Origin of the sequence: Kurthia massiliensis (assembly GCF_000285555.1) — a bacterium.
GTDB classification, from domain to species: Bacteria; Bacillota; Bacilli; order Bacillales_A; family Planococcaceae; genus Kurthia; species Kurthia massiliensis.
The window spans coordinates 119,505-137,536 of sequence record NZ_HE610999.1 but is presented as its reverse complement, the minus strand read 5'-3'; the positions used below and the strand labels follow the sequence as shown (position 1 = coordinate 137,536).

At 33.6% G+C, this 18,032-nt stretch carries 21 protein-coding genes; 13 read left to right on the top strand and 8 right to left on the bottom strand.

Annotated features, from left to right (window positions below; translation table 11 throughout):
- Positions 1 to 195: 195 nt before the first annotated feature.
- The 3 genes from KMHG_RS10220 to KMHG_RS10205 all read left to right on the top strand — a co-directional run bounded on the left by KMHG_RS10220 (position 196) and on the right by KMHG_RS10205 (position 2,607).
- Positions 196 to 510 carry a hypothetical protein gene (locus KMHG_RS10220; protein WP_010289273.1) on the top strand — a complete coding sequence of 105 codons (315 nt, stop codon included), beginning with the start codon at positions 196 to 198 and terminating at the stop codon, positions 508 to 510.
- 734 nt (positions 511 to 1,244) lie between these two features.
- The gene (locus KMHG_RS10210; protein WP_010289272.1) at positions 1,245 to 1,730 is read left to right on the top strand and encodes a tetratricopeptide repeat protein; all 486 of its coding nucleotides are present in this window, start codon (positions 1,245 to 1,247) and stop codon (positions 1,728 to 1,730) included.
- A 124-nt stretch (positions 1,731 to 1,854) separates the two neighbouring features.
- A complete protein-coding gene (locus KMHG_RS10205) occupies positions 1,855 to 2,607 on the top strand; it encodes an alpha/beta fold hydrolase (RefSeq protein ID WP_010289268.1) in 753 nt (250 codons plus the stop codon).
- 99 nt (positions 2,608 to 2,706) lie between these two features.
- On the opposite strand, the gene KMHG_RS10200 is transcribed toward KMHG_RS10205, so the two are convergent.
- On the bottom strand, positions 2,707 to 3,240 hold the full coding sequence (locus KMHG_RS10200; protein WP_010289265.1) for a GrpB family protein: 534 nt from the start codon (positions 3,238 to 3,240) through the stop codon (positions 2,707 to 2,709).
- 536 nt (positions 3,241 to 3,776) lie between these two features.
- On the opposite strand from KMHG_RS10200, the gene KMHG_RS10190 reads away from it, so the two are divergent.
- The 8 genes from KMHG_RS10190 to KMHG_RS10155 all read left to right on the top strand — a co-directional run bounded on the left by KMHG_RS10190 (position 3,777) and on the right by KMHG_RS10155 (position 9,758).
- Positions 3,777 to 4,544, top strand: a complete 768-nt coding sequence (locus tag KMHG_RS10190; RefSeq protein WP_010289260.1) for a hypothetical protein — start codon at positions 3,777 to 3,779, stop codon at positions 4,542 to 4,544.
- Positions 4,545 to 5,116: 572 nt separating this feature from the next.
- A complete protein-coding gene (locus KMHG_RS10185; RefSeq protein WP_010289256.1) occupies positions 5,117 to 5,542 on the top strand; it encodes a MarR family winged helix-turn-helix transcriptional regulator in 426 nt (141 codons plus the stop codon).
- Entirely contained in the window at positions 5,535 to 6,575 is a 1,041-nt protein-coding gene (locus KMHG_RS10180; protein WP_238984687.1) for a beta-carotene 15,15'-monooxygenase, read from the top strand. Before KMHG_RS10185 ends, KMHG_RS10180 begins: the two co-directional genes overlap by 8 nt.
- A 198-nt stretch (positions 6,576 to 6,773) precedes the next feature.
- Complete coding sequence (locus KMHG_RS10175) at positions 6,774 to 7,214, top strand: ASCH domain-containing protein (RefSeq protein WP_010289251.1); 441 nt, start codon at positions 6,774 to 6,776, stop codon at positions 7,212 to 7,214.
- A gap of 210 nt (positions 7,215 to 7,424) precedes the next feature.
- Positions 7,425 to 7,787 (top strand): VOC family protein, encoded by a 363-nt coding sequence (locus KMHG_RS10170; protein ID WP_010289249.1) that lies wholly within the window; start codon positions 7,425 to 7,427, stop codon positions 7,785 to 7,787.
- 238 nt (positions 7,788 to 8,025) lie between these two features.
- The gene (locus KMHG_RS10165; protein ID WP_010289247.1) at positions 8,026 to 8,451 is read left to right on the top strand and encodes a hypothetical protein; all 426 of its coding nucleotides are present in this window, start codon (positions 8,026 to 8,028) and stop codon (positions 8,449 to 8,451) included.
- 176 nt (positions 8,452 to 8,627) lie between these two features.
- Positions 8,628 to 9,068, top strand: a complete 441-nt coding sequence (locus tag KMHG_RS10160; RefSeq protein ID WP_010289244.1) for a hypothetical protein — start codon at positions 8,628 to 8,630, stop codon at positions 9,066 to 9,068.
- Positions 9,069 to 9,266: 198 nt separating this feature from the next.
- Entirely contained in the window at positions 9,267 to 9,758 is a 492-nt protein-coding gene (locus tag KMHG_RS10155; protein WP_010289242.1) for a GNAT family N-acetyltransferase, read from the top strand.
- 293 nt (positions 9,759 to 10,051) lie between these two features.
- Here KMHG_RS10155 and KMHG_RS10150 read toward each other — a convergent pair whose 3' ends face one another.
- The 4 genes from KMHG_RS10150 to KMHG_RS10135 all read right to left on the bottom strand — a co-directional run bounded on the left by KMHG_RS10150 (position 10,052) and on the right by KMHG_RS10135 (position 13,084).
- On the bottom strand, positions 10,052 to 11,461 hold the full coding sequence (locus KMHG_RS10150) for a GGDEF domain-containing protein (protein WP_010289241.1): 1,410 nt from the start codon (positions 11,459 to 11,461) through the stop codon (positions 10,052 to 10,054).
- A gap of 104 nt (positions 11,462 to 11,565) precedes the next feature.
- Positions 11,566 to 11,778, bottom strand: coding sequence for a PLD nuclease N-terminal domain-containing protein (locus KMHG_RS10145; RefSeq protein WP_010289240.1), 213 nt, complete (start codon positions 11,776 to 11,778; stop codon positions 11,566 to 11,568).
- A complete protein-coding gene (locus tag KMHG_RS10140) occupies positions 11,779 to 11,973 on the bottom strand; it encodes a PLD nuclease N-terminal domain-containing protein (protein ID WP_010289238.1) in 195 nt (64 codons plus the stop codon). It lies immediately after the preceding gene.
- A 1-nt stretch (position 11,974) separates the two neighbouring features.
- Entirely contained in the window at positions 11,975 to 13,084 is a 1,110-nt protein-coding gene (locus KMHG_RS10135) for a helix-turn-helix domain-containing protein (protein WP_010289236.1), read from the bottom strand.
- Between the two features lie 257 nt (positions 13,085 to 13,341).
- On the opposite strand from KMHG_RS10135, the gene epsC reads away from it, so the two are divergent.
- A complete protein-coding gene (gene epsC / locus KMHG_RS10130) occupies positions 13,342 to 14,271 on the top strand; it encodes a serine O-acetyltransferase EpsC (RefSeq protein WP_010289235.1) in 930 nt (309 codons plus the stop codon).
- A 51-nt stretch (positions 14,272 to 14,322) separates the two neighbouring features.
- On the opposite strand, the gene KMHG_RS17735 is transcribed toward epsC, so the two are convergent.
- Entirely contained in the window at positions 14,323 to 15,183 is an 861-nt protein-coding gene (locus KMHG_RS17735) for a C40 family peptidase (RefSeq protein ID WP_010289234.1), read from the bottom strand.
- Positions 15,184 to 15,717: 534 nt separating this feature from the next.
- Between KMHG_RS17735 and KMHG_RS10120 the strand changes: the two genes are divergently transcribed.
- Positions 15,718 to 16,158, top strand: a complete 441-nt coding sequence (locus KMHG_RS10120; protein WP_010289233.1) for a hypothetical protein — start codon at positions 15,718 to 15,720, stop codon at positions 16,156 to 16,158.
- A gap of 49 nt (positions 16,159 to 16,207) precedes the next feature.
- On the opposite strand, the gene KMHG_RS10115 is transcribed toward KMHG_RS10120, so the two are convergent.
- Both KMHG_RS10115 and KMHG_RS10110 read right to left on the bottom strand, forming a co-directional pair.
- Positions 16,208 to 16,885, bottom strand: a complete 678-nt coding sequence (locus KMHG_RS10115; protein ID WP_010289232.1) for an ABC transporter ATP-binding protein — start codon at positions 16,883 to 16,885, stop codon at positions 16,208 to 16,210.
- The gene (locus KMHG_RS10110; protein ID WP_010289231.1) at positions 16,885 to 18,009 is read right to left on the bottom strand and encodes an ABC transporter permease; all 1,125 of its coding nucleotides are present in this window, start codon (positions 18,007 to 18,009) and stop codon (positions 16,885 to 16,887) included. The genes KMHG_RS10115 and KMHG_RS10110 overlap by 1 nt, the downstream gene beginning before the upstream one ends.
- Between the last annotated feature and the right edge of the window lie 23 nt (positions 18,010 to 18,032).

Genomic DNA, 18,032 nt, shown 5'->3' with positions numbered 1-18,032 from the left:
AGAGTGTTATCGGCACTTACGGAATTGGCGAAATTTTGATACCCAAACAGCACTTGGGGAATGTTAAATTAAGCAGCTAGGACAATGTGAAACCCTAGCTGCTTTTTGTTTACCAAACAGTAGCTAAAGAATACTTTTTTTGAAATATGTGGATTTAAAGTTTAATTATGGTTATCATAAGAGTGGGGTGAAATAATGAAAAATTCATTTATTAAAATTATTATCGGCGTGATTTTAACATTAGTAGTTTTATGGGGAGTCAACTATATATTCTTTACAGAAGAAGGAGAAATTCGAACGACTATCGAGGAAAAAAACATTACTACAGCCAAGGACATACATAATTTAAATATTGAAAGTTATAAAAATCTTACACTACCAGATCAATACTATAAAAAAATTGATTTAGCACAAAAAGAAGAATATACAATTTCGTTTACGTATAATAAATTATTAAAAAAAGGCAATATTGATTATTTAGAACGCTATGGTGAAAATTTCAACAAATAATAATTCACATCCATACAAAATAACGTTCCCAAACGAAAGTTAGGGAATATCAAAAAAGCCACAAATTATTGATTAAATAATGATTTGTGGCTTTTCTAGTTAACATTATGATTCATGAAAGTACCTAAGAAAAAGTGTTATCGGTCGTTACGGAATTTGGTTTGTTTTTTAACAATGATACAATATAAAAAGAAAGTGAGATGTATTAAAGTGGCAACTAATATTTTCAGAACAATAATGTTTATCTTTCTTGTTATTCTTTCCTATTACGCTTATAAAGACGGTCATCCAGATGTAGGTTTAGGCTTTATAATATGTACTGCTGGGTATTTAATTACGGTTGGATTAGAGCGTATTTTTAGTAAACCTAGAATAAAGGAATAAACATACATATTATGGTTTTACTCAAAGAAAAAGGAGAATAAATTCGATGAACAAAGCCAAAGAAAATGATAAATTTAAATGGTATGATCGATTTGATTTTGTGTTTGACGTAATATTCTTTCTACCACGTCAAATTATGCGAGTTATTAAATGGGTATTTTAAACTTATTTGAATGAATTCCAATAAATAACATTCCTGAATGAAACGTTTGGGAGCCTTCTACGAGCAGCTAGGACAGTCACATGTCGCAGTTGCTTTTTGTTTACCAAACGACGCTTTGGGAAGGTTTATACTATAATTAAAAGAAGTTTTGTGGAACAAACAGAAAAAGTAGAGGGGCTGGATAATAGTGGGTGTAAGATTAGAAAAGGCTATTTATTTACGAAAAACTAAAAATTATAAAGAATCTAATGAATTACTAATGAAACTGGTGCAGGAGTTCCCCGATAATGCATCAATTAACTATCAATGTGCTTGGAGTTTTGATTTATTAGGAGAAGAGTCAAAAACAGTACCTTTTTATGAAAAAAGCATTGAATTAGGTTTACCTTCAGAAGAGTTAGAAGGAGCCTTATTAGGATTAGGAAGTACGTATAGGACATTAGGGGAATATGAAAAGTCAAAAATTATATTTTTAAAGGGAATTGAATCATTCCCAAATAACAGGGCTATTCAGGTATTCTATTCAATGACTTTATATAATTTGAATGAACATAACAAAGCAATGGAGTTGTTACTAAAATGTTTGATCGATACAACAACTGATAATGATTTACTTAAATATAAAAAAGCGATTGATTTCTATTCAGATAAATTAGATAACATTTGGAAATAGTTCAAAAAAACTTAAATCAATATATGATTTTACATTACGTAGACTTGAATAAAAATTTTTCATTGTTTACTGAGTGAGGAATTAAGAGCTATTAATAAGCCTAATGATTAACAGGGGGGATTTCATGCAAGAAACACTTGTATTTTTACATGGACTTGGGAGTACAAAAAATACTTTTAATGAATTAAAAGTATTTTTAGAAGGAGAAAAAATTGAAACATTTGATTTACCAGGGCATGGTGAATCAGACATGATAAATCAAATGTCTTTTGATAGTTTATGTGATTGGCTTAATCGTCAGATTGTTGAACCTAGCATCATTTTAGGACATTCTTTAGGCGCTATTATTTCATTAGCTTTTGCAGCAAAGTACCCTGGAAAAGTAAAAAAGCTTATTTTATTGGATGGGGGTTATTTGTATGCCAGAAATTTTAATGTTTCGTTGGAAGATGAAATAAAAGGCGCAATCCAATTCATCAAGGATCAAAAGTTTCCGTCTGCTCAAGCTGTTATAGAGTCTGAAAGAAGCGAAGTATCACGATGGTCAAATTTTTTAGAGGAAGCAACTTTAAAACGCTTCAAAAAAACATCAGATAATCAATACGAGTTAATCATTCAACCTGAGACAGCTAGTATTTATACGCAATTATCATACGATTTTCTAGTACCTACTTTATCCATACCCATCACTTTAATCGCTGCGAAAGAGCCGAAAGATTTAGAATCTATTCGCCAAAAAGCCATAAAAGATTTAAAAAATACATTACCTCAACTAATCGTAAAGAGAATTGATACTTCTCATGATTTAGTAGTGGAAGATCCGCAAAGAGTTGCAAATTTAATAAAAGAATCAATTTATATAAACATTCCCAAATGAACCATTGGGAACGTTACATCAAGCAGCTGGGACATTTCTTGTCTCAGCTGCTTTTTGTTTACCAAACAGGGCTTTGGGAACTTGTTTTGTATTTATAGATTATTTACTTTTCATTTGTTCAAAGATAGATTGTACAAATTGCTCTTTATAATCTGTATATGAATTAATGCCTTCTAGGTCTGTATTGAAAAAAGACTCTTTTAGATTTTCGTACTGTTCTTTCACATCTTGATTAGTATTTAAATAATTCCTAAAGAATAGCATTTGGTTCCATTTTTCCTTTTCTAACTCAACTAGATGAATAAAATGTGTTTTGGTCTCAAATGTTTCATCAGTAAATTTAGCACAAACGATTTCATTTGGTCTTTCAACCTTCAATCTGTAAAACCCTGCATTTTGAAGAGCTTTAAAAAATGTTTTATCAAGCGCTGTAAGGCTATCTACACCTATTAAAATATCTATAATGGGCTTTGCTCGAATCCCATCAATAGATGTGCTACCGATATGTTCAATTTGGTTTGGCTTTAAATTTGTGTGTTGAATAATTTCCGATTTTGTTTTATTAAATTCTTCTTTCCACGCTTTGTCATACGGAACAATGATAACCTCATTATTTTTCAATCCTAACTTCATAACTAATCCCCCATTTCCTAATGTAAGTTAAGATTATAGATGATTCAGAACATTTACCAGTCTATAATTAATTTGAAAAAAGTATTAAAACAAAATTACTAGAAATTTAATACTTTATACAAAAAAACGTTTCCAAATACAAGTTTAGTGTTCTTTTGGAGGATATTTGCTGTTTATAAAGACTGGATTTTTCATATTAAGAATTATTTAAGATGTGTTATCTGGTAGTGACAGAATATGTTGTTTTTAACAATGGTACAATAAAGTAATAAACATCCATATTATGATTTAATAGGAATAAAAAGGAGGGTGAATTTGATGAATAAAGCTGAGTATAAACGGTATGATCGATTTAATTTAGCAATTGATGTAATATTCTTTCTACCACGTCAAATTGTGCGAGTTATTAAATGGTTATTTTAAACTTATTTGAATGAAGCCCAATAAGTAAAGTTTCCAAACAGCGCTTTGGGAATCTTTTTGAGTAGTTATAAAATTCGGTAATTTAGATATAATTTAGTTGGAGGTGAAGATTAATGATTAAACAAATTTTTGCATTTGAAAGTATGGAGGAATTTAAAAACTATGAAGACGAAATCCGATTACTAAACAACAAATTGAATACGTATCAAGAATTGTTAATCAATCAATTCGAGCTAAAGGTGTTACCTAAAACAATTGTATGGACGAGTAGTGAGAATGCTACAACTGTATTTTCAGAATTGCCTGTGCCTGCCTTTACGAATCGTGAGACAATCTATATGTCGCCAAGTGTTAAGGAATGGAAAAAGTTTTATCTTTCACAATTTGAAGGTGAAGAACTGGAGAATAATAATGAACTTGAGTACATAAAAAAATATTTTCAATCAATAACAATCAATGAAGTTTTTTGCATTTTAGCGCACGAACTAACACATCATATTGAACTCTTCCCAGATGAATTTGAAGATGAACGTAATAATAGCATTTGGTTTGAAGAGGGTATGTGTGAATACCTCTCTCAAAGAATGACATTAACCATAGAACATTATAATGAATTAAGAAAAATCAATAACTTAATGATTGAGATATTTAAGCCAAAGTATGGTGATTTTTCGTTAGATGATTTTGGGACAGGTAGTTATAATCAGACATCGTTAGCTTCAATTATGCTTAATTATTGGAGAAGTTCAGCTGCAATTCATTATTTAGTAGAAGATTGCTTTGAAGGTAATGTAATGAAAGTGTTTAACGAATATCAAAAATGGCATAAAAAAGGAAGACAACAACCGTTAACAGAATTTTTTGGTGTGGAACAATTTTAAAATATTCAACAATCTAGATGCGATTGCAGAAGATTAAAGATTTATAAAAATACAAAATAAATACAAAAAACGTTCCCGAATCATTCATTGGGAACGTTAGATAAAGCCTCTGACGGGATTCGAACCCGCACTCCTTTCGTAAGCATAGGCTACGGGGAACACGCTTCCCTACGGAATTTCACCGGCTAGGAATTTCACCTGCCTCAGCTATTTTGCTTTTCGGTGCTTCTGAAACCGTTGCCTTGCGACCCGGCGCTACAATTGTTTTCCGGCGCTCTTCCCTTCTAGAGCTACAGAGGCGGAGCATTATAGTTTTATCATACCCTATTACAATGAATAATTTAAACTCTACTTATACATTTGAATGCAAAAAACGTTTCCAAACGAAAGTTTGGTAATAAAACAGCTCGTTCTAATGGGCTGTTTTATTTTTGGCTGCTTAGGATCAATAGGTTCGCAAACGACGGTTCGGAATCTATCTTAGATAAAATAACAGAATATACAAATTTTATATTGCAAATAAATTTAATACCCTTTATTGTTAAGTTAACTTAATAATAAAGGGTGGTTTTATGTCGTCAAAACTTATTGAAGATATTAATATTTTTCAGAATCAACTCAATGTATTATTAGCTAGCAAATATGAAAACTTAATTGATAATCAATTAACAGCCAAACAAGTATTTATTCTCGAATTGATTAGAACTGGAATTACTTCATCAACTGACCTCGCTCAGTATTTGCAAGTTTCAACAAGCGCAGTTAGTCAATTACTTAATAAGCTGGATGATCAGGGTTATATAGAGCGAACAATTAACCAAAAAAATCGAAGAAAAATTGAAATTACATTAGCAATGAAAAGTATTCATTATTTTGAACAAATCACACTTCTTGAAAAAGAAATCAACGAAAACATTTATGGTCAATTGCCTAAAGAAGATTTAGAAAACTTATCGACAATTCTTAAAAAGTTAATTCGAATTGCAGGAGGTGAGTAACTTGTTTATCATAGAAAAGTTAAAGCCCATATGGTTAATCCTAATTTTGGTTATTATAATCAGTAATTATATGCTTTATCAAACGACAATGGGTGCTGCTATTTTACCAGAACAATCACAAAACGTCGTTATAGGTTCTATGCTAGATTTAATAGTTCTATTACCGTTAAGTGTTATGTTATATCGTAATAATTTTTCGGTGAAAACTACTGTCGTTATAGCAGCACTTGGATGTATTGCTACTCGATTTTTAATTCCAAATTCTCTATTAGAACCTTATGAAGCAATTACTTGGATTGGTTTAATTATTGAAGGTATTATATTCCTCTTTGAACTATTATTAATTATTACTTTTGTTCGATATATGCCTAAAATTATTAAAGAAGTTAAGGAAAGTCAGTTACCTGTACTATTTTCTTTTGCACAATCGTTGGCTCGTTATGTCAAAAATAATCAGATTATTCGAATGATTTGCGCAGAATTATTAGTGTTTTATTATGCAATAGCGAGTTGGAAATCACCGTTGCCTAATGGAATTACAGTGTATAAAAAGTCTAATTTTATTGCATTTCAAGTTATGATGATTCATGCAATAATTGTTGAAACACTTGGGATACATTATTGGTTACATGATAAAGCACCACTATTGTCCATTATATTGTTAGTGCTAAACATATACTCAATTCTCTTTTTCTTAGGCGATATGCAGGCTTTACGTTTAAATCCGATTTATGCTACGAATAATTCTATATACATTTCATTGGGCTTAATGAAGCGTACAGAAATCAATTATACGAACATTGAGGCCATCATTGAAGAACCTGAAATCTTACAGAAAAAGTTATCGAAAAATACGGTTGATTTTATCATTCGTGATTTTGAAAAAGTATATCCCGATATCATTTTAAAAATGAAAAAACCACAAAAAGTAACATTATTCATGGGTAGAGAGAAAGAGTTCGATTTTGTTGCTATTAAATCTGATCATCCTGAGCAATTGAAACAACTTATAGAAGTAAACACAATGAAATAAACTTATTTGTATGTCCCTGTTAATTTTTACGGATGTCTCCTCAGATGCATGCGGATTCACAACGTTACATCAAGCAGCTGGGACATTTCTTGTCTCAGCTGCTTTTTGTTTACCAAACAGCGCTTTAGGAATGTTATGATTGAATAAAGTAAAATATTGGTTTTGCTAATACATAATCTTATTAAAGGGTGTTTATAAATGGATAATATTCATCAGTTTTGGAATGATTTTTGTGTAGTAACTCAGCAAGAAGATATTAAATATAAAGATGCGTTTCAATTTGGCGCTTCAGCTGATTGGTTAGCGGATTTAGTCGTCGAAGGAAAAAAAACAGCAACAACCTCTGGCTATGTATTTTATGAATTAGAAAAAGAAGCATTACCACAAGCAGGGGAATATTACATTGTTTTGAATGGGACGGACGCACCTGTTGCGGTTATTCAAATTGAATCGGTTGAAGTAATGCCGATGAAAGAGGTATCCGAGGAATTTGCTTTAGCTGAAGGTGAAGGGGATTATCAATTTTGGTGGGATGCACACGAGAAGTTTTTTAGTGATTTATTAAAAGAGTACGATAAAGAATTCTCACCAGATATGTTAGTTGTTTGCGAACGATTTAAGAAGGTATATCCGAAATAAATCACTTTAAATAAATTTATAAACTATACAAAGTAAACCTAAATAACGTTCCCCAATGCCACTTTGGGAAACTAGTAGCTCATTCTTTTGAAGGAACTTTTCATTTTTAGTCATAAGAAATTATTATGATTTTACATAATTTACCTTTAATTTTATTTATGTGTTATGTCAGGTATGATAAAGAAAACTTACTATTTAGGAGGAATTGATATGATTCTTGGTTTACATCATGCACAGATCACCATTCCAAAAGGTACTGAAGAAAAGGGTAAAGATTTTTACTGTCGTGTATTAGGACTAAAAGAAATTGAAAAGCCAGTTGCACTGCAAGGTAGAGGCGGTTTCTGGTTACAAGTTGGAGATAGACAAGTGCATATTGGAACTGAGGATGGATTTGATCGATTAACAACAAAAGCTCACTTAGCTTATCAAGTTGAAGATGTGACTTATTGGAGAGAAATTTTAAAGAAAAACAATATAGAAGTTTTAGAGTCAGTTCCTATTCCAAATTTTGACCGATTTGAATTTAGAGATCCATTTGGCAATCGAGTAGAAATCATCGGGGAAATTTAAGCTATCAATATATTTATTCTGAATAACTATGTAGTAATATCAAGAAAAACGTCCCCAAATCAAATTTTGGGAGGCTAGTAGCTAGGATCAATGCGATTCTAGCTATTTTTCTTTATCAAACGTCGCTTTGGGAACTAAATCAATTTAAAAAAGTCTACAATAAAAGGAATTATTTAACTTTGATTTGAATGTGATGAGGAGTATTTATTGTGAATTTTTTTAGGAGGGTGGAGATGAGATGAAAAATAAAAAATTGTTGATATTTATTATTTTGGCATTTGTTCTGATTGTAGGAATTATAATATATAGCAATGCGCCAAAAATGAAAGCCACTAATGACAATCCTAATTGGAATTATAAGGTCATGAAAGATAAAAATAGTTCTGAAGAGTTACAAGGTGTTTTATCTCAAAAAAATGAAAAGGATAAGATGGAAGTAGTTTCTTTTTATATAAAGAAGGCATCATCTGACAAGCAAGTAGTGACTTATACAAATGAGGATGTTAAAGCTGGTTTCACTGAAGAGAATTATAAGAATGAAAAAAATCCTATCTTTATAGAGTTTCCTTTGGGAAATGCCTTAGATGAAGGTACGGAATATTCTTTAATATTAAAATACAAGATTAACGGTGAAGTTAAGATTGATGAAATAAAATTTAAATAGTTTTATACAAATAAAATTTTCCAAATCATCCTTAGGTTTCTTGTACTAACGATGTAATATACAATCCTATTCAAAATAACGTTCCCCAATGCCACTTAGGGAACCAATCTTCCTTATTCAATAGGATAGAGGGATTTTGGCTGATTATAACGAATGAAATAACAAGAGGTGAGAAAATGATTAATATTGACCGTAAGTTAAGATTACGTGATTTAGAAGTTTACCGTTTTTTTAAAGACCATAAAATGTTGGCTTACATTATCATTGAAGATACAAGAGGACCTTATACAGAGCAAGATAAGAAATTAGACCCCTTATGTTTTTTAGATGATGAAGATATTAACGCAATTGTGAATGTATTTAAAATTTATATTTTAAATGACGAACCATTATCAAAAGACAATTCATTTTTAATAAGTGATTTCTTCGGACAGTTAGTTAATAATAGCGCACAAACAAATTACATTGTTCAGGAGTATGTTCATTCAAGCTTATATGACGATGTAAGTGAGTATCCGGAGATTGAAGCATATCAAAAAATGTTAGAACTAGTTGGGTCGAATTATAAAATTCAACCTATTATTGATAATAATTGGTTATACTTAGCTCAAGATTAATATTTTATACATAAGTAAACCAAATAACGTTCCCGAATCATTCATTGGTAACCAAGCAGCCAATTTAATTAAATTGGCTGCTTTTTATTTAGTTAGAACTATAAACGTCGGGTTTGGTAGAAGTTTCATATAATTTAAGATTTTATAGTAAAATCAAGTTTATTTATATTATACATACTGATGATAAGGAGTGTTTTTTTGAAGATTGAGACTAATATTAGACCCATTGAAGCTATTAACGTAATCCACCAAGCATTTAAGCGTTATAAAACAGATCCACAACCTTCAAGTGCTTTAAATGAAACAGAAAACACGATTCAAAATGAGTTAAATCAAGGTACAAAACTTTTCGGAGTATACGATAATGATGAACTAATAGGAATTGTAAAATACGTGTTAAATAATCAATACATTTACTTTTCAAGATTATCTGTATTACCGCAAAAACAAGGGAAAGGTATAGCTACAAGTTTGGTCAAGCATTTGGAAGACTATGCTATGCAAAATAATGTATTTGTTTCAAAATGTAAAGTTCGAAAAAGTGAAAAAAATAATATCGCTCTTTACTCAAAATTAGGATATGACATAGTAAAAGAAGAAATCATTATAAATAAAAATGGCGATGAAATACCAACAGTAACTATGAGTAAAAATTTATATTCAAAAGTAAATGAAGTATTAAATGCATAATATATTCATCGCATAATAAATAACGTTCCCAAATCAAAGTTTGGGATCATACTAAAAAGCTCAGAATGTTGCTATATCAACGTTCTGAGCTTTCATTGTTGTAAGGACTTTATGCACGATTTTATACATTTCTCTGAAAACGCAGTTATACTAAGCATTTGCATGATTTTTCACGCACACAGCTAGTTCACCGATTTTGCATAAAATCTTGTATATTTAGAGATAAATAAAGAACCCGCAGCATCGTGCTACGGGCAAATATGAGCCACATGATAGATTTAAATTGAGATTTTTTAATGTGTCGCTTCTTTTGTCATAATACGGCCACGTTGTTCTTTAGCTACATATAATGCATCATCTGCAACTTTAAATAAATCTTTCAGATCTTTGTATGTTTCTGCTGTATAGCCGACACCGATACTAATAGATAAAAGAATTTCTTCTTTCGTATCTCTTAAAACGAATGGCGTCTGGCAAATCGTTTGATGAAATTCTTCAATGAGTGGTTGCATTTCTGCAATCGGGTAAGGCATTGTAATAATAAATTCATCTCCGCCATAGCGAATTAAGGAAATGTCGTGTTTTGGTGACCAGTCTTTTAAATGTTTGGCGATAAAACGAATCGCCTGATCACCGACGATATGTCCGTACGTATCGTTAACTTTTTTAAAGTGGTCGATATCAAATACAGCGAGCGTATAATTTTTTACTTGCTGTTCTTTCGATAATAAATCTTCATAAAAGTTACGATTTTTTACGTTCGTTAATTGATCTGTATATAAACTATTTTCGTAATAGCGTTTAGACATTTGATTAATAATACGAGCGCGCTTCGCATTTTCTTCTAGTTTCATATGCGCTTTTAACGCATCGAGTGCAAATTGTTGGTAATGAATGACTTGTTCGAGGTCTCCAACTTCTTTCAGCGCTTCAATCCACAATTCAAGTTCCGTTAAAAAGTAGTACGTCGTCGTCATCATTTGGCAAAATTTTTCGAAATGTTTTAATGCAGTGGCGCATTGACCTTCACGCAACTCAATGAGTGCTAAATAGCCCCAATATAATACCGCAAAGCTCGGTGCTTTTTCGAGTAGACCGGATGTTTTAATTTCATCAATAATTTGTCGGCATTTTTGATAATCTTGGCGCATATAAAATAGACGAAAGGCATTAATTAAAAATAAAAATGGCGTATGACGGAACCGTTCATCAGTCGGTGTATCGCGGAAAAATTGACGTGTTTCTTCATATAGTGCCATACCTTTTTCAAAGCGACCATGTTCAAAGTAAACGTCGAGTAAATTGTTAATCAGCACAATTTGAATTTGGGTATATGATGTATCTTTCGCTTCAAGATACAAATCTTCAAATGCTTCAATAGGGTTTCCGATACCATGAATATAATTAAAGACAAGCTCCTGAATGCGATATAAGAAAAATTCCTCCTGCGAAGCATATTGTAAAACGTATGGACGCAAGCGTTCTAAAAATGGAAAGACTTCCGTGTAGCGCTGCGTGTTGACCAGCAGGCGCATCATTGAAATCATGCTAGATGTATAAGTTTGATAATCTTCATTTTGCTGTGCACTCTCGATGACAAGTAGAAATAAATCTTCTGCTTGTTGGAATTGTCCATCATTCATCAACGCATGCGCTTGTTCAAAATGAGCTTGCTGTTCGGCCAGTGTGAATAAATGCTTCACGAGATCACCTCTATTCGTTAATAACAACTTCATTATAGCTGTTTTATTAGTGAAAATTCGAGTGTAAATGAAAAGGACACTCAAAAAGAGCGTCCTTTTACACATTATTGTGATTTTTTGCGACCAAATAAGAAATAAGCGATTGGACCGAATGTATTCACGCCAATGACAATAATGCCCCACAGAAATTTTGGACCGTTGACAGCTTTGTTACGTACTAAATCAATAATTGCGACAATCATTAAAACAATTTGAATGATTGCGAGTGGAATGACGACCATTTTTTGCGCAGGCGTCATCGGTTTTTTCTTTGTCATTTAAATCATTCCTTTCATGTGACGTTTACGACCGAATGCGAAATAGATGATTGGACCAATTGTATTGAAAACGACGACAATGACCGCCCATAGCCATTTTGGACCTGTCGTTTCTTTTCCTTTTGATAAATCAATCACTGCAGCTGTCAGTAATGATAATTGTAGTACGATAAGTGTGATGACGAGTACAGTCATGCTAAGCACTTCCTTCTATAGTAAGTTGTAAATTCTTTAACAGTAATTGGTAGTCTTCGCGTGTGGTGAGTGGCGCAAATGCGGGACTTTGTGCAATCGACGTATATAAGTCTCGCTTAATTGATGCCTCATCTCGCGGTGACACCGTCGCCAATTGCATTTTAGACTGTAACCAATTGTCGATTTGGTCAAAATAATGATCGCCACGAAGCGTTAATGGGAAATCGAGCTTTTGACATGCTTTCGTGTAAGCTGATAGCATACGCATCGCTTCGTCATATTGTCCAAGCTGCGTATAGCCTGTAGCAGCCATTATATAAAACACGAGTGTGCTATTCGGATTAAGTGATGCGACATGCCAATCATCGAGTAACCGTTCTAGTCTTTCGACGCTTTCATGGAATTTTTGTGGTTGATCGAGCGTTAAAAGTAAGCTATCTGTTAAGGCAGATGTGAGTGAGAAAAGATGCTGATATGCACTTACTTGCAATACTTCTTTCGCTGCTGTTGTTTGTCCAAGCATTTGGTACGCGCGAGCAATAAGTTGTTCTTCATTATGTTGAATGTTCACTTCGTTACCGAGCTTTTCAAGGACATCTTGTGGACGCTGCTGCATGATTAATGACAAGCCTTCTAGCATACGTGCTTCTTGTAAAATGTTAATGTCATCACTATATTGTTGGACGCGCTGACAAAGGGCTTCGGCACGCGCTACAATACGTGGGATATCATTAGAGACAGAGCTATAATTGATATATAGTTGTGCCATCTTCAATAAGAAAGGCATACACGCATAATAGTCACGTATCATTTGTTCAATATCCGCTTCTACTTGTGTAAATGGTTCATGGAAAAAGCGGTTTGCGAGTTGTTTATACAGATTTACGATATGAGCCTCTGTCAATTGAGGTTCATAACCGAGCAACGCATCAATCGATAAATTGCAGTATGTCGCCAAACGGGGAAGGACTGTAATGTCAGGGTAGCTTTGTCCTTTTTCCCATTTTGACACAGCAGCGCGTGACACACCGATATACTGTGCGATGTCTTCTTGGGTATAACCGAGTTCTTTACGGCGTGCGGAAAAGATGTGAGCGAATTGTAAATCCATCTGTGCACCTCCTATTACTATTATCATACCCGCTTTCTTTAGGGCTTTCTAGCGACTAATTGTTGCGTTTTGTTGAGAATGTTAACTAGTAGTTGATATAAAATTGCTTCATTTTTGCTCAAAAAACAAAATGTTCAGTCAAAATATGCCTTTTTAAAAGTTCTTAGTTGGAACGTTGTATAAAATGCGCTAAAATAGACACATTGAATAAATACCTATCAAACAAGTAAAGTAACTAAGGGAGGCCACCAAGCAATATGGAATTACATGAATGGCTAGATAATAAAGTACCGTCAATTGCCCGTGAGTTAACTGAAATTAACTGCGAGCATTTCGATACTGAAAACTCAATCGGATTTAAAGGACGCGACCGTATCGTGAAGATTTTAGAAAGCTTCCGTATGGCGCTATTCCCTGGTATTTACGATCAAAAGAAAATGGACACTGTCCGTTTAAATATGGCAGTTAGCAATAACTTACGTAAAGCGGCCGTTGATTTACGTGATATGGTCGAGAAAGTACTTGTGTACAGCAACGATAAAAAATGTGAAAATGGCGCGCGCGATTGTGCGGATAAAATTGTCATGGATTTAATGAATAAATTTCCTGAAATTCGCCAAATGATTCAAACGGATATTCAAGCAGCGTACAACGGTGACCCTGCTGCCGTATCATTAGAAGAAATTTTATTAAGCTACCCATCTATTCAAGCAGTATGCACACACCGTATTGCACATGAATTGTATAAAATGGACGTCAAAATTATCCCACGTATTATGTCAGAACATGCGCATGATTTAACAGGTATCGATATTCACCCAGGTGCACAAATCGGTCATTCATTCTTCATTGACCACGGTACAGGTGTTGTTATCGGTGAAACATGTACAATCGGTAATAACGTGAAAGTATACCAAGGGGTAACACTTGGTGCGTTGAGCTTCTCATTAGACGACGATGGCAATCCGATTAAAGGGATTAAACGTCACCCTGACATTGAAGACAATGTTGTCATCTATGCGAATGCGACAATTTTAGGTGGTAAAACGAAAATTGGTCATGACTCGATTTTAGGTTCAAACATTTGGTTAACACATTCAGTCGTACCATATTCTCGTGTGTATAACTCACAACCATCACCAAATATTAAAACGAGCTCAGTTGCACAAATTGAATACGAAATTTAATATATGAAGCTAAATAAGAAAGGACTTCGGTGCCATACCGAAGTCCTTTTTTTAACGGCTTAAACGGCCGTAACTATGAAAATGTTTTGACCAATAACTATCATAAATACTCGTAACGGTCACACCACTAGATGTACCAGCATGAACGAATTGCCCGCCGCCGAGGTAAATACCAGCATGAGAAATGCCTTGTTTATATGTGTTTTGGAAGAAAATTAAGTCGCCCGCTACTAAATTTTTAGCGCTGACAGTAGTAGCAATATGGCGATATTCGGATACTTGCATACGGCTAATAGAATAGTTATTTTGTTTAAAGATGTAATAAATAAAGCCTGAACAGTCAAACCCACTCGGAGAAGCACCGCCCCAAACGTATGGTACACCTTGATATTTCAATGCGAGGGAAGTAATATGACGAGCTTGATTTTGATTAGAAGTCGTCGTTTTCGCTGTTTCTTTTTTCGTCGTTGTCGGTTTCTTTGCGGTATAGCTAGCCGTCGCTGTTTTCGTTGTTGTCGTCACATTTAAGGATTGGCCAACGAAAATTGTATCGTTTTTCAGATCGTTTAAACTTTTAAGTGTGGCAATGCTTATACCACTTTTCAAAGCGATTAATCCAAGAGAATCACCAGATTTAACAGTGTATGTAGTCGTTTCTTTAGAAGTCTTTTTTTTCGATGTTGTTTTTGCTTTGCCTGGTACTTTTAACGATTGGCCAACGTAAATGTAATTGCCAGCTAAATCATTGAGCTTTCGCAATTTAGTAGAAGAAGTATGATGGGCACGTGCGATTGATGCTAAGCTATCACCTTTTTTAACTTTATAAGTAGAAGCTGCTTGTGCTTCTACATCGGTAATTAGGAACGTGAATGCTGTAGCTGCGACTAATGTAGACGTTAGTTCTTTTCTCATATACGAAATCCCCCTTAATCATTGATAAATTTTTATGACTATTATCATAGTGTTTAAAGTATATACCCTTATTTACTATACATAACCAGTGAGAAAAAACAAAAAACTAGATTTATCAAAAAAATAATGCAAAAAGAAGGTTTTTAGCAAAAAAAGGGAATGTTATCGGGTGATTTTTTAAAATAATAACGTTGTCTATTAATTTTCTGTAAATTTTAAAATGAGATGATCTAAAAGTATTTTATTTTAAAGATGGCTCGCTTTTTTTACGATAAATTCGCAATAATTAAAGTCTTTTTTGAAGAAATCAGTTTTTAATACCTAAAAATGATGAAATTTGATAGAAAATTAGTTGTGCGACGACAGGCGTATTTTTTAGATACTTATTTTTCAGAATTTTTCATATTTTTCGGTTTTAATATGATTCAGTATGTATTATAATAAATGTTACATACTTTAAAAGTTTGTTTTTTCGAAAAAATAGGTAAAGAAGTAATGTGACAATTTTCTTTTTACGTTAAGGAGTGATGCAATATGAAAATCAAAGTTCCATTTATGCCTGTTGAGGTACAAGTGAAAGTGTTCGGAGATGTAGATGTGCAGCGTGTAGAACAAATGCCATTTAAATGTTATAGTGAGCAATTGTTAGCTCAAGAGAATCGACAAACAGATACAACAAAACCTACAGCCGTCACGACGTATGAACGAGATTTGCTATTGCATGTGAAAGCTGCTCATACTTACTTTAAACTGTATCGTCCGTTTGATGGTTTAATGGCACAATCATTTTGTGGCAAGTTAACACAGTATGACGTCGTTACAGAAGAAGCGGTATTAAAGAAAACGTATCACGTACAATTAGTAGATGTGATTTTTTCAACGACAGCGCAACAAATTGAGTTGTTAGAAGGACAATTTTTACGTACGTACCGCTACGAAGACCAATGGATATATGTCATAATGGAAAACTTATAAATGTGCAATTAAAAAAGGGACCGCTTAGGCGATCCCTTTTTTGTGTGAATTAAGATTGTTGTGTTAACACGCCATCTTCCATGCGATATACGTGGTCACAGAACTGTAGCATACGTTCGTCATGGGTTACCATAACGGCCGCTTTGTTACGTTCTTTCGCTTCTTTTGCAAGAAGTTTAACAACTTCAAGCGCGCGTTTTGAATCAAGACTAGCTGTTGGTTCATCGGCTAAAATAACGTTTGAGTTGTTCATGAACGCACGTGCGATTGCAACACGTTGACGTTCACCACCTGATAATTCATTTGGCATTTTTTTCAGCTTCGTAGCAAGACCAAGTTCTGAAAGTAATTGTTTTGCAAATGATTTATCGTCTTTTGTGACTTTACCACCCATTTTTTTCACAAGTAGTAATTGATCTAGTACGTTTAAGTAAGGCACTAAGTTTGATGTTTGTAAAATGAAGCCAAGCTCTTTTAAACGGAAGCTTGCAAGTTGTTTTGCAGAAAGGTTTGCGATATCTTTGTCGTTGATTTTGACAGTACCTTCTGTTGGTTGCAGCAATGCACCAGCGATTGAAAGCAATGTACTTTTACCAGAACCAGATGGACCGATAATCGCTACTAGCTCACCAGCATTTACTTCAAGGCTTGCTTGTTTTAATGCTTGGACAGTGCTAGCGCCTTCTTTGTAGCTTTTCGATACGTTTTGTAATGATAATAGCGCCATTATTCCACTCTCCCTAATGCTGTTAATGGATCAATTTTCACAATTTGGCGTACTGAGATTAATGAGCTTAATAAAGCGATTACTAATAGTACGATTGCATATGTGACAATTAATGTTGGATCTAAGTTAAATGGCATTCCTTCTGGTAAAATCATCGCTGTTAAGTAAGTTAATGCGATACCAATTAAAATACCGACGATTGATAAGAAGGCAACTTGGGCAACGATTGCTTTACCGATGAAGCCGTTGCTCGCACCGATTGCTTTCATAACACCGAATTGTTGTGTTTTTTGCATTGTAATAACGTAGAAGAATACAGCGATAATGAATGCTGAGATAGCGATACAGAATGCAAGCATCATTAAGATTGTACCGTTTTCTTCTTTGTAACCAGGCATACCGTTTACAGCTGTAGCTTTTGTAACTGTTTCGATATCATCGATGTTTTTATCAATCGCTGCTGGGTCGTCTAATTTAGGTGCTTTTACCATGAATGCTTGAACAGGTTCTTTCACACCGTTGTCGGAGCCAGGTGCAGCGTATTGATATTCACGCCATGTATCCATTACCGCGAAAATAGCAGGTAAGTGGTTGTATGTTTCATTTTTAACGAAACCGATAATTTTTAATTTCATATCAGAGTTTGATACGAGTAAAGTGTCGCCGATTTTATAACCAGCGTCTTTTAATGTATCATTCACGACTACACCTTTTTCGTTATCAAGTGATAATTTATCACCTTCGATAATTTCTGGCATGAAGAATGCATCTGGGTTCACCCCGATTAATGCTGCATCTTCTTTTGCGTCAGCGTCTTTTGTTTTTGTTTTACCAACAGCGATCATTGATGCGCCAAATGGTGAAACTTCCTCAACATTTTTTTGTTTTTCTAAATCTTCTTGTACATTTTCCGATAATAACGACTTTGCGAACGTAGCGCCAGCTGTTTCTTCATAAGTGACATATTCAGTGTCAATATTTTTCAGCGTAGCGGCACTTAAAGTCGATAAACCGTTACCAAGTCCCGATAATATAAATACGAGCCAAGCGATTAATACGATAATTGCTGTCATCATCGCGTAGCGGAACTTCGCATGTTTTAATTCTTTTAGTGCTAAAAACATGTTGTGACCTCCATAATAGATAA

What these genes read in the sequence shown, in the direction of transcription:
- KMHG_RS10185 (WP_010289256.1), top strand. Translation starts at nt 5,117, where the DNA reads ATGTCGTCAAAACTTATTGAAGATATTAATATTTTTCAGAATCAACTC.
- KMHG_RS10175 (WP_010289251.1), top strand. Translation starts at nt 6,774, where the DNA reads ATGGATAATATTCATCAGTTTTGGAATGATTTTTGTGTAGTAACTCAG.
- KMHG_RS10120 (WP_010289233.1), top strand. Translation starts at nt 15,718, where the DNA reads ATGAAAATCAAAGTTCCATTTATGCCTGTTGAGGTACAAGTGAAAGTG.
- KMHG_RS10220 (WP_010289273.1), top strand. Translation starts at nt 196, where the DNA reads ATGAAAAATTCATTTATTAAAATTATTATCGGCGTGATTTTAACATTA.
- KMHG_RS10135 (WP_010289236.1), bottom strand. Translation starts at nt 13,084, where the DNA reads ATGGATTTACAATTCGCTCACATCTTTTCCGCACGCCGTAAAGAACTC.
- KMHG_RS10165 (WP_010289247.1), top strand. Translation starts at nt 8,026, where the DNA reads ATGAAAAATAAAAAATTGTTGATATTTATTATTTTGGCATTTGTTCTG.
- KMHG_RS10115 (WP_010289232.1), bottom strand. Translation starts at nt 16,885, where the DNA reads ATGGCGCTATTATCATTACAAAACGTATCGAAAAGCTACAAAGAAGGC.
- epsC (WP_010289235.1), top strand. Translation starts at nt 13,342, where the DNA reads ATGGAATTACATGAATGGCTAGATAATAAAGTACCGTCAATTGCCCGT.
- KMHG_RS10170 (WP_010289249.1), top strand. Translation starts at nt 7,425, where the DNA reads ATGATTCTTGGTTTACATCATGCACAGATCACCATTCCAAAAGGTACT.
- KMHG_RS10205 (WP_010289268.1), top strand. Translation starts at nt 1,855, where the DNA reads ATGCAAGAAACACTTGTATTTTTACATGGACTTGGGAGTACAAAAAAT.
- KMHG_RS10200 (WP_010289265.1), bottom strand. Translation starts at nt 3,240, where the DNA reads ATGAAGTTAGGATTGAAAAATAATGAGGTTATCATTGTTCCGTATGAC.
- KMHG_RS10140 (WP_010289238.1), bottom strand. Translation starts at nt 11,973, where the DNA reads ATGACTGTACTCGTCATCACACTTATCGTACTACAATTATCATTACTG.
- KMHG_RS17735 (WP_010289234.1), bottom strand. Translation starts at nt 15,183, where the DNA reads ATGAGAAAAGAACTAACGTCTACATTAGTCGCAGCTACAGCATTCACG.
- KMHG_RS10160 (WP_010289244.1), top strand. Translation starts at nt 8,628, where the DNA reads ATGATTAATATTGACCGTAAGTTAAGATTACGTGATTTAGAAGTTTAC.
- KMHG_RS10145 (WP_010289240.1), bottom strand. Translation starts at nt 11,778, where the DNA reads ATGACAAAGAAAAAACCGATGACGCCTGCGCAAAAAATGGTCGTCATT.
- KMHG_RS10110 (WP_010289231.1), bottom strand. Translation starts at nt 18,009, where the DNA reads ATGTTTTTAGCACTAAAAGAATTAAAACATGCGAAGTTCCGCTACGCG.
- KMHG_RS10190 (WP_010289260.1), top strand. Translation starts at nt 3,777, where the DNA reads ATGATTAAACAAATTTTTGCATTTGAAAGTATGGAGGAATTTAAAAAC.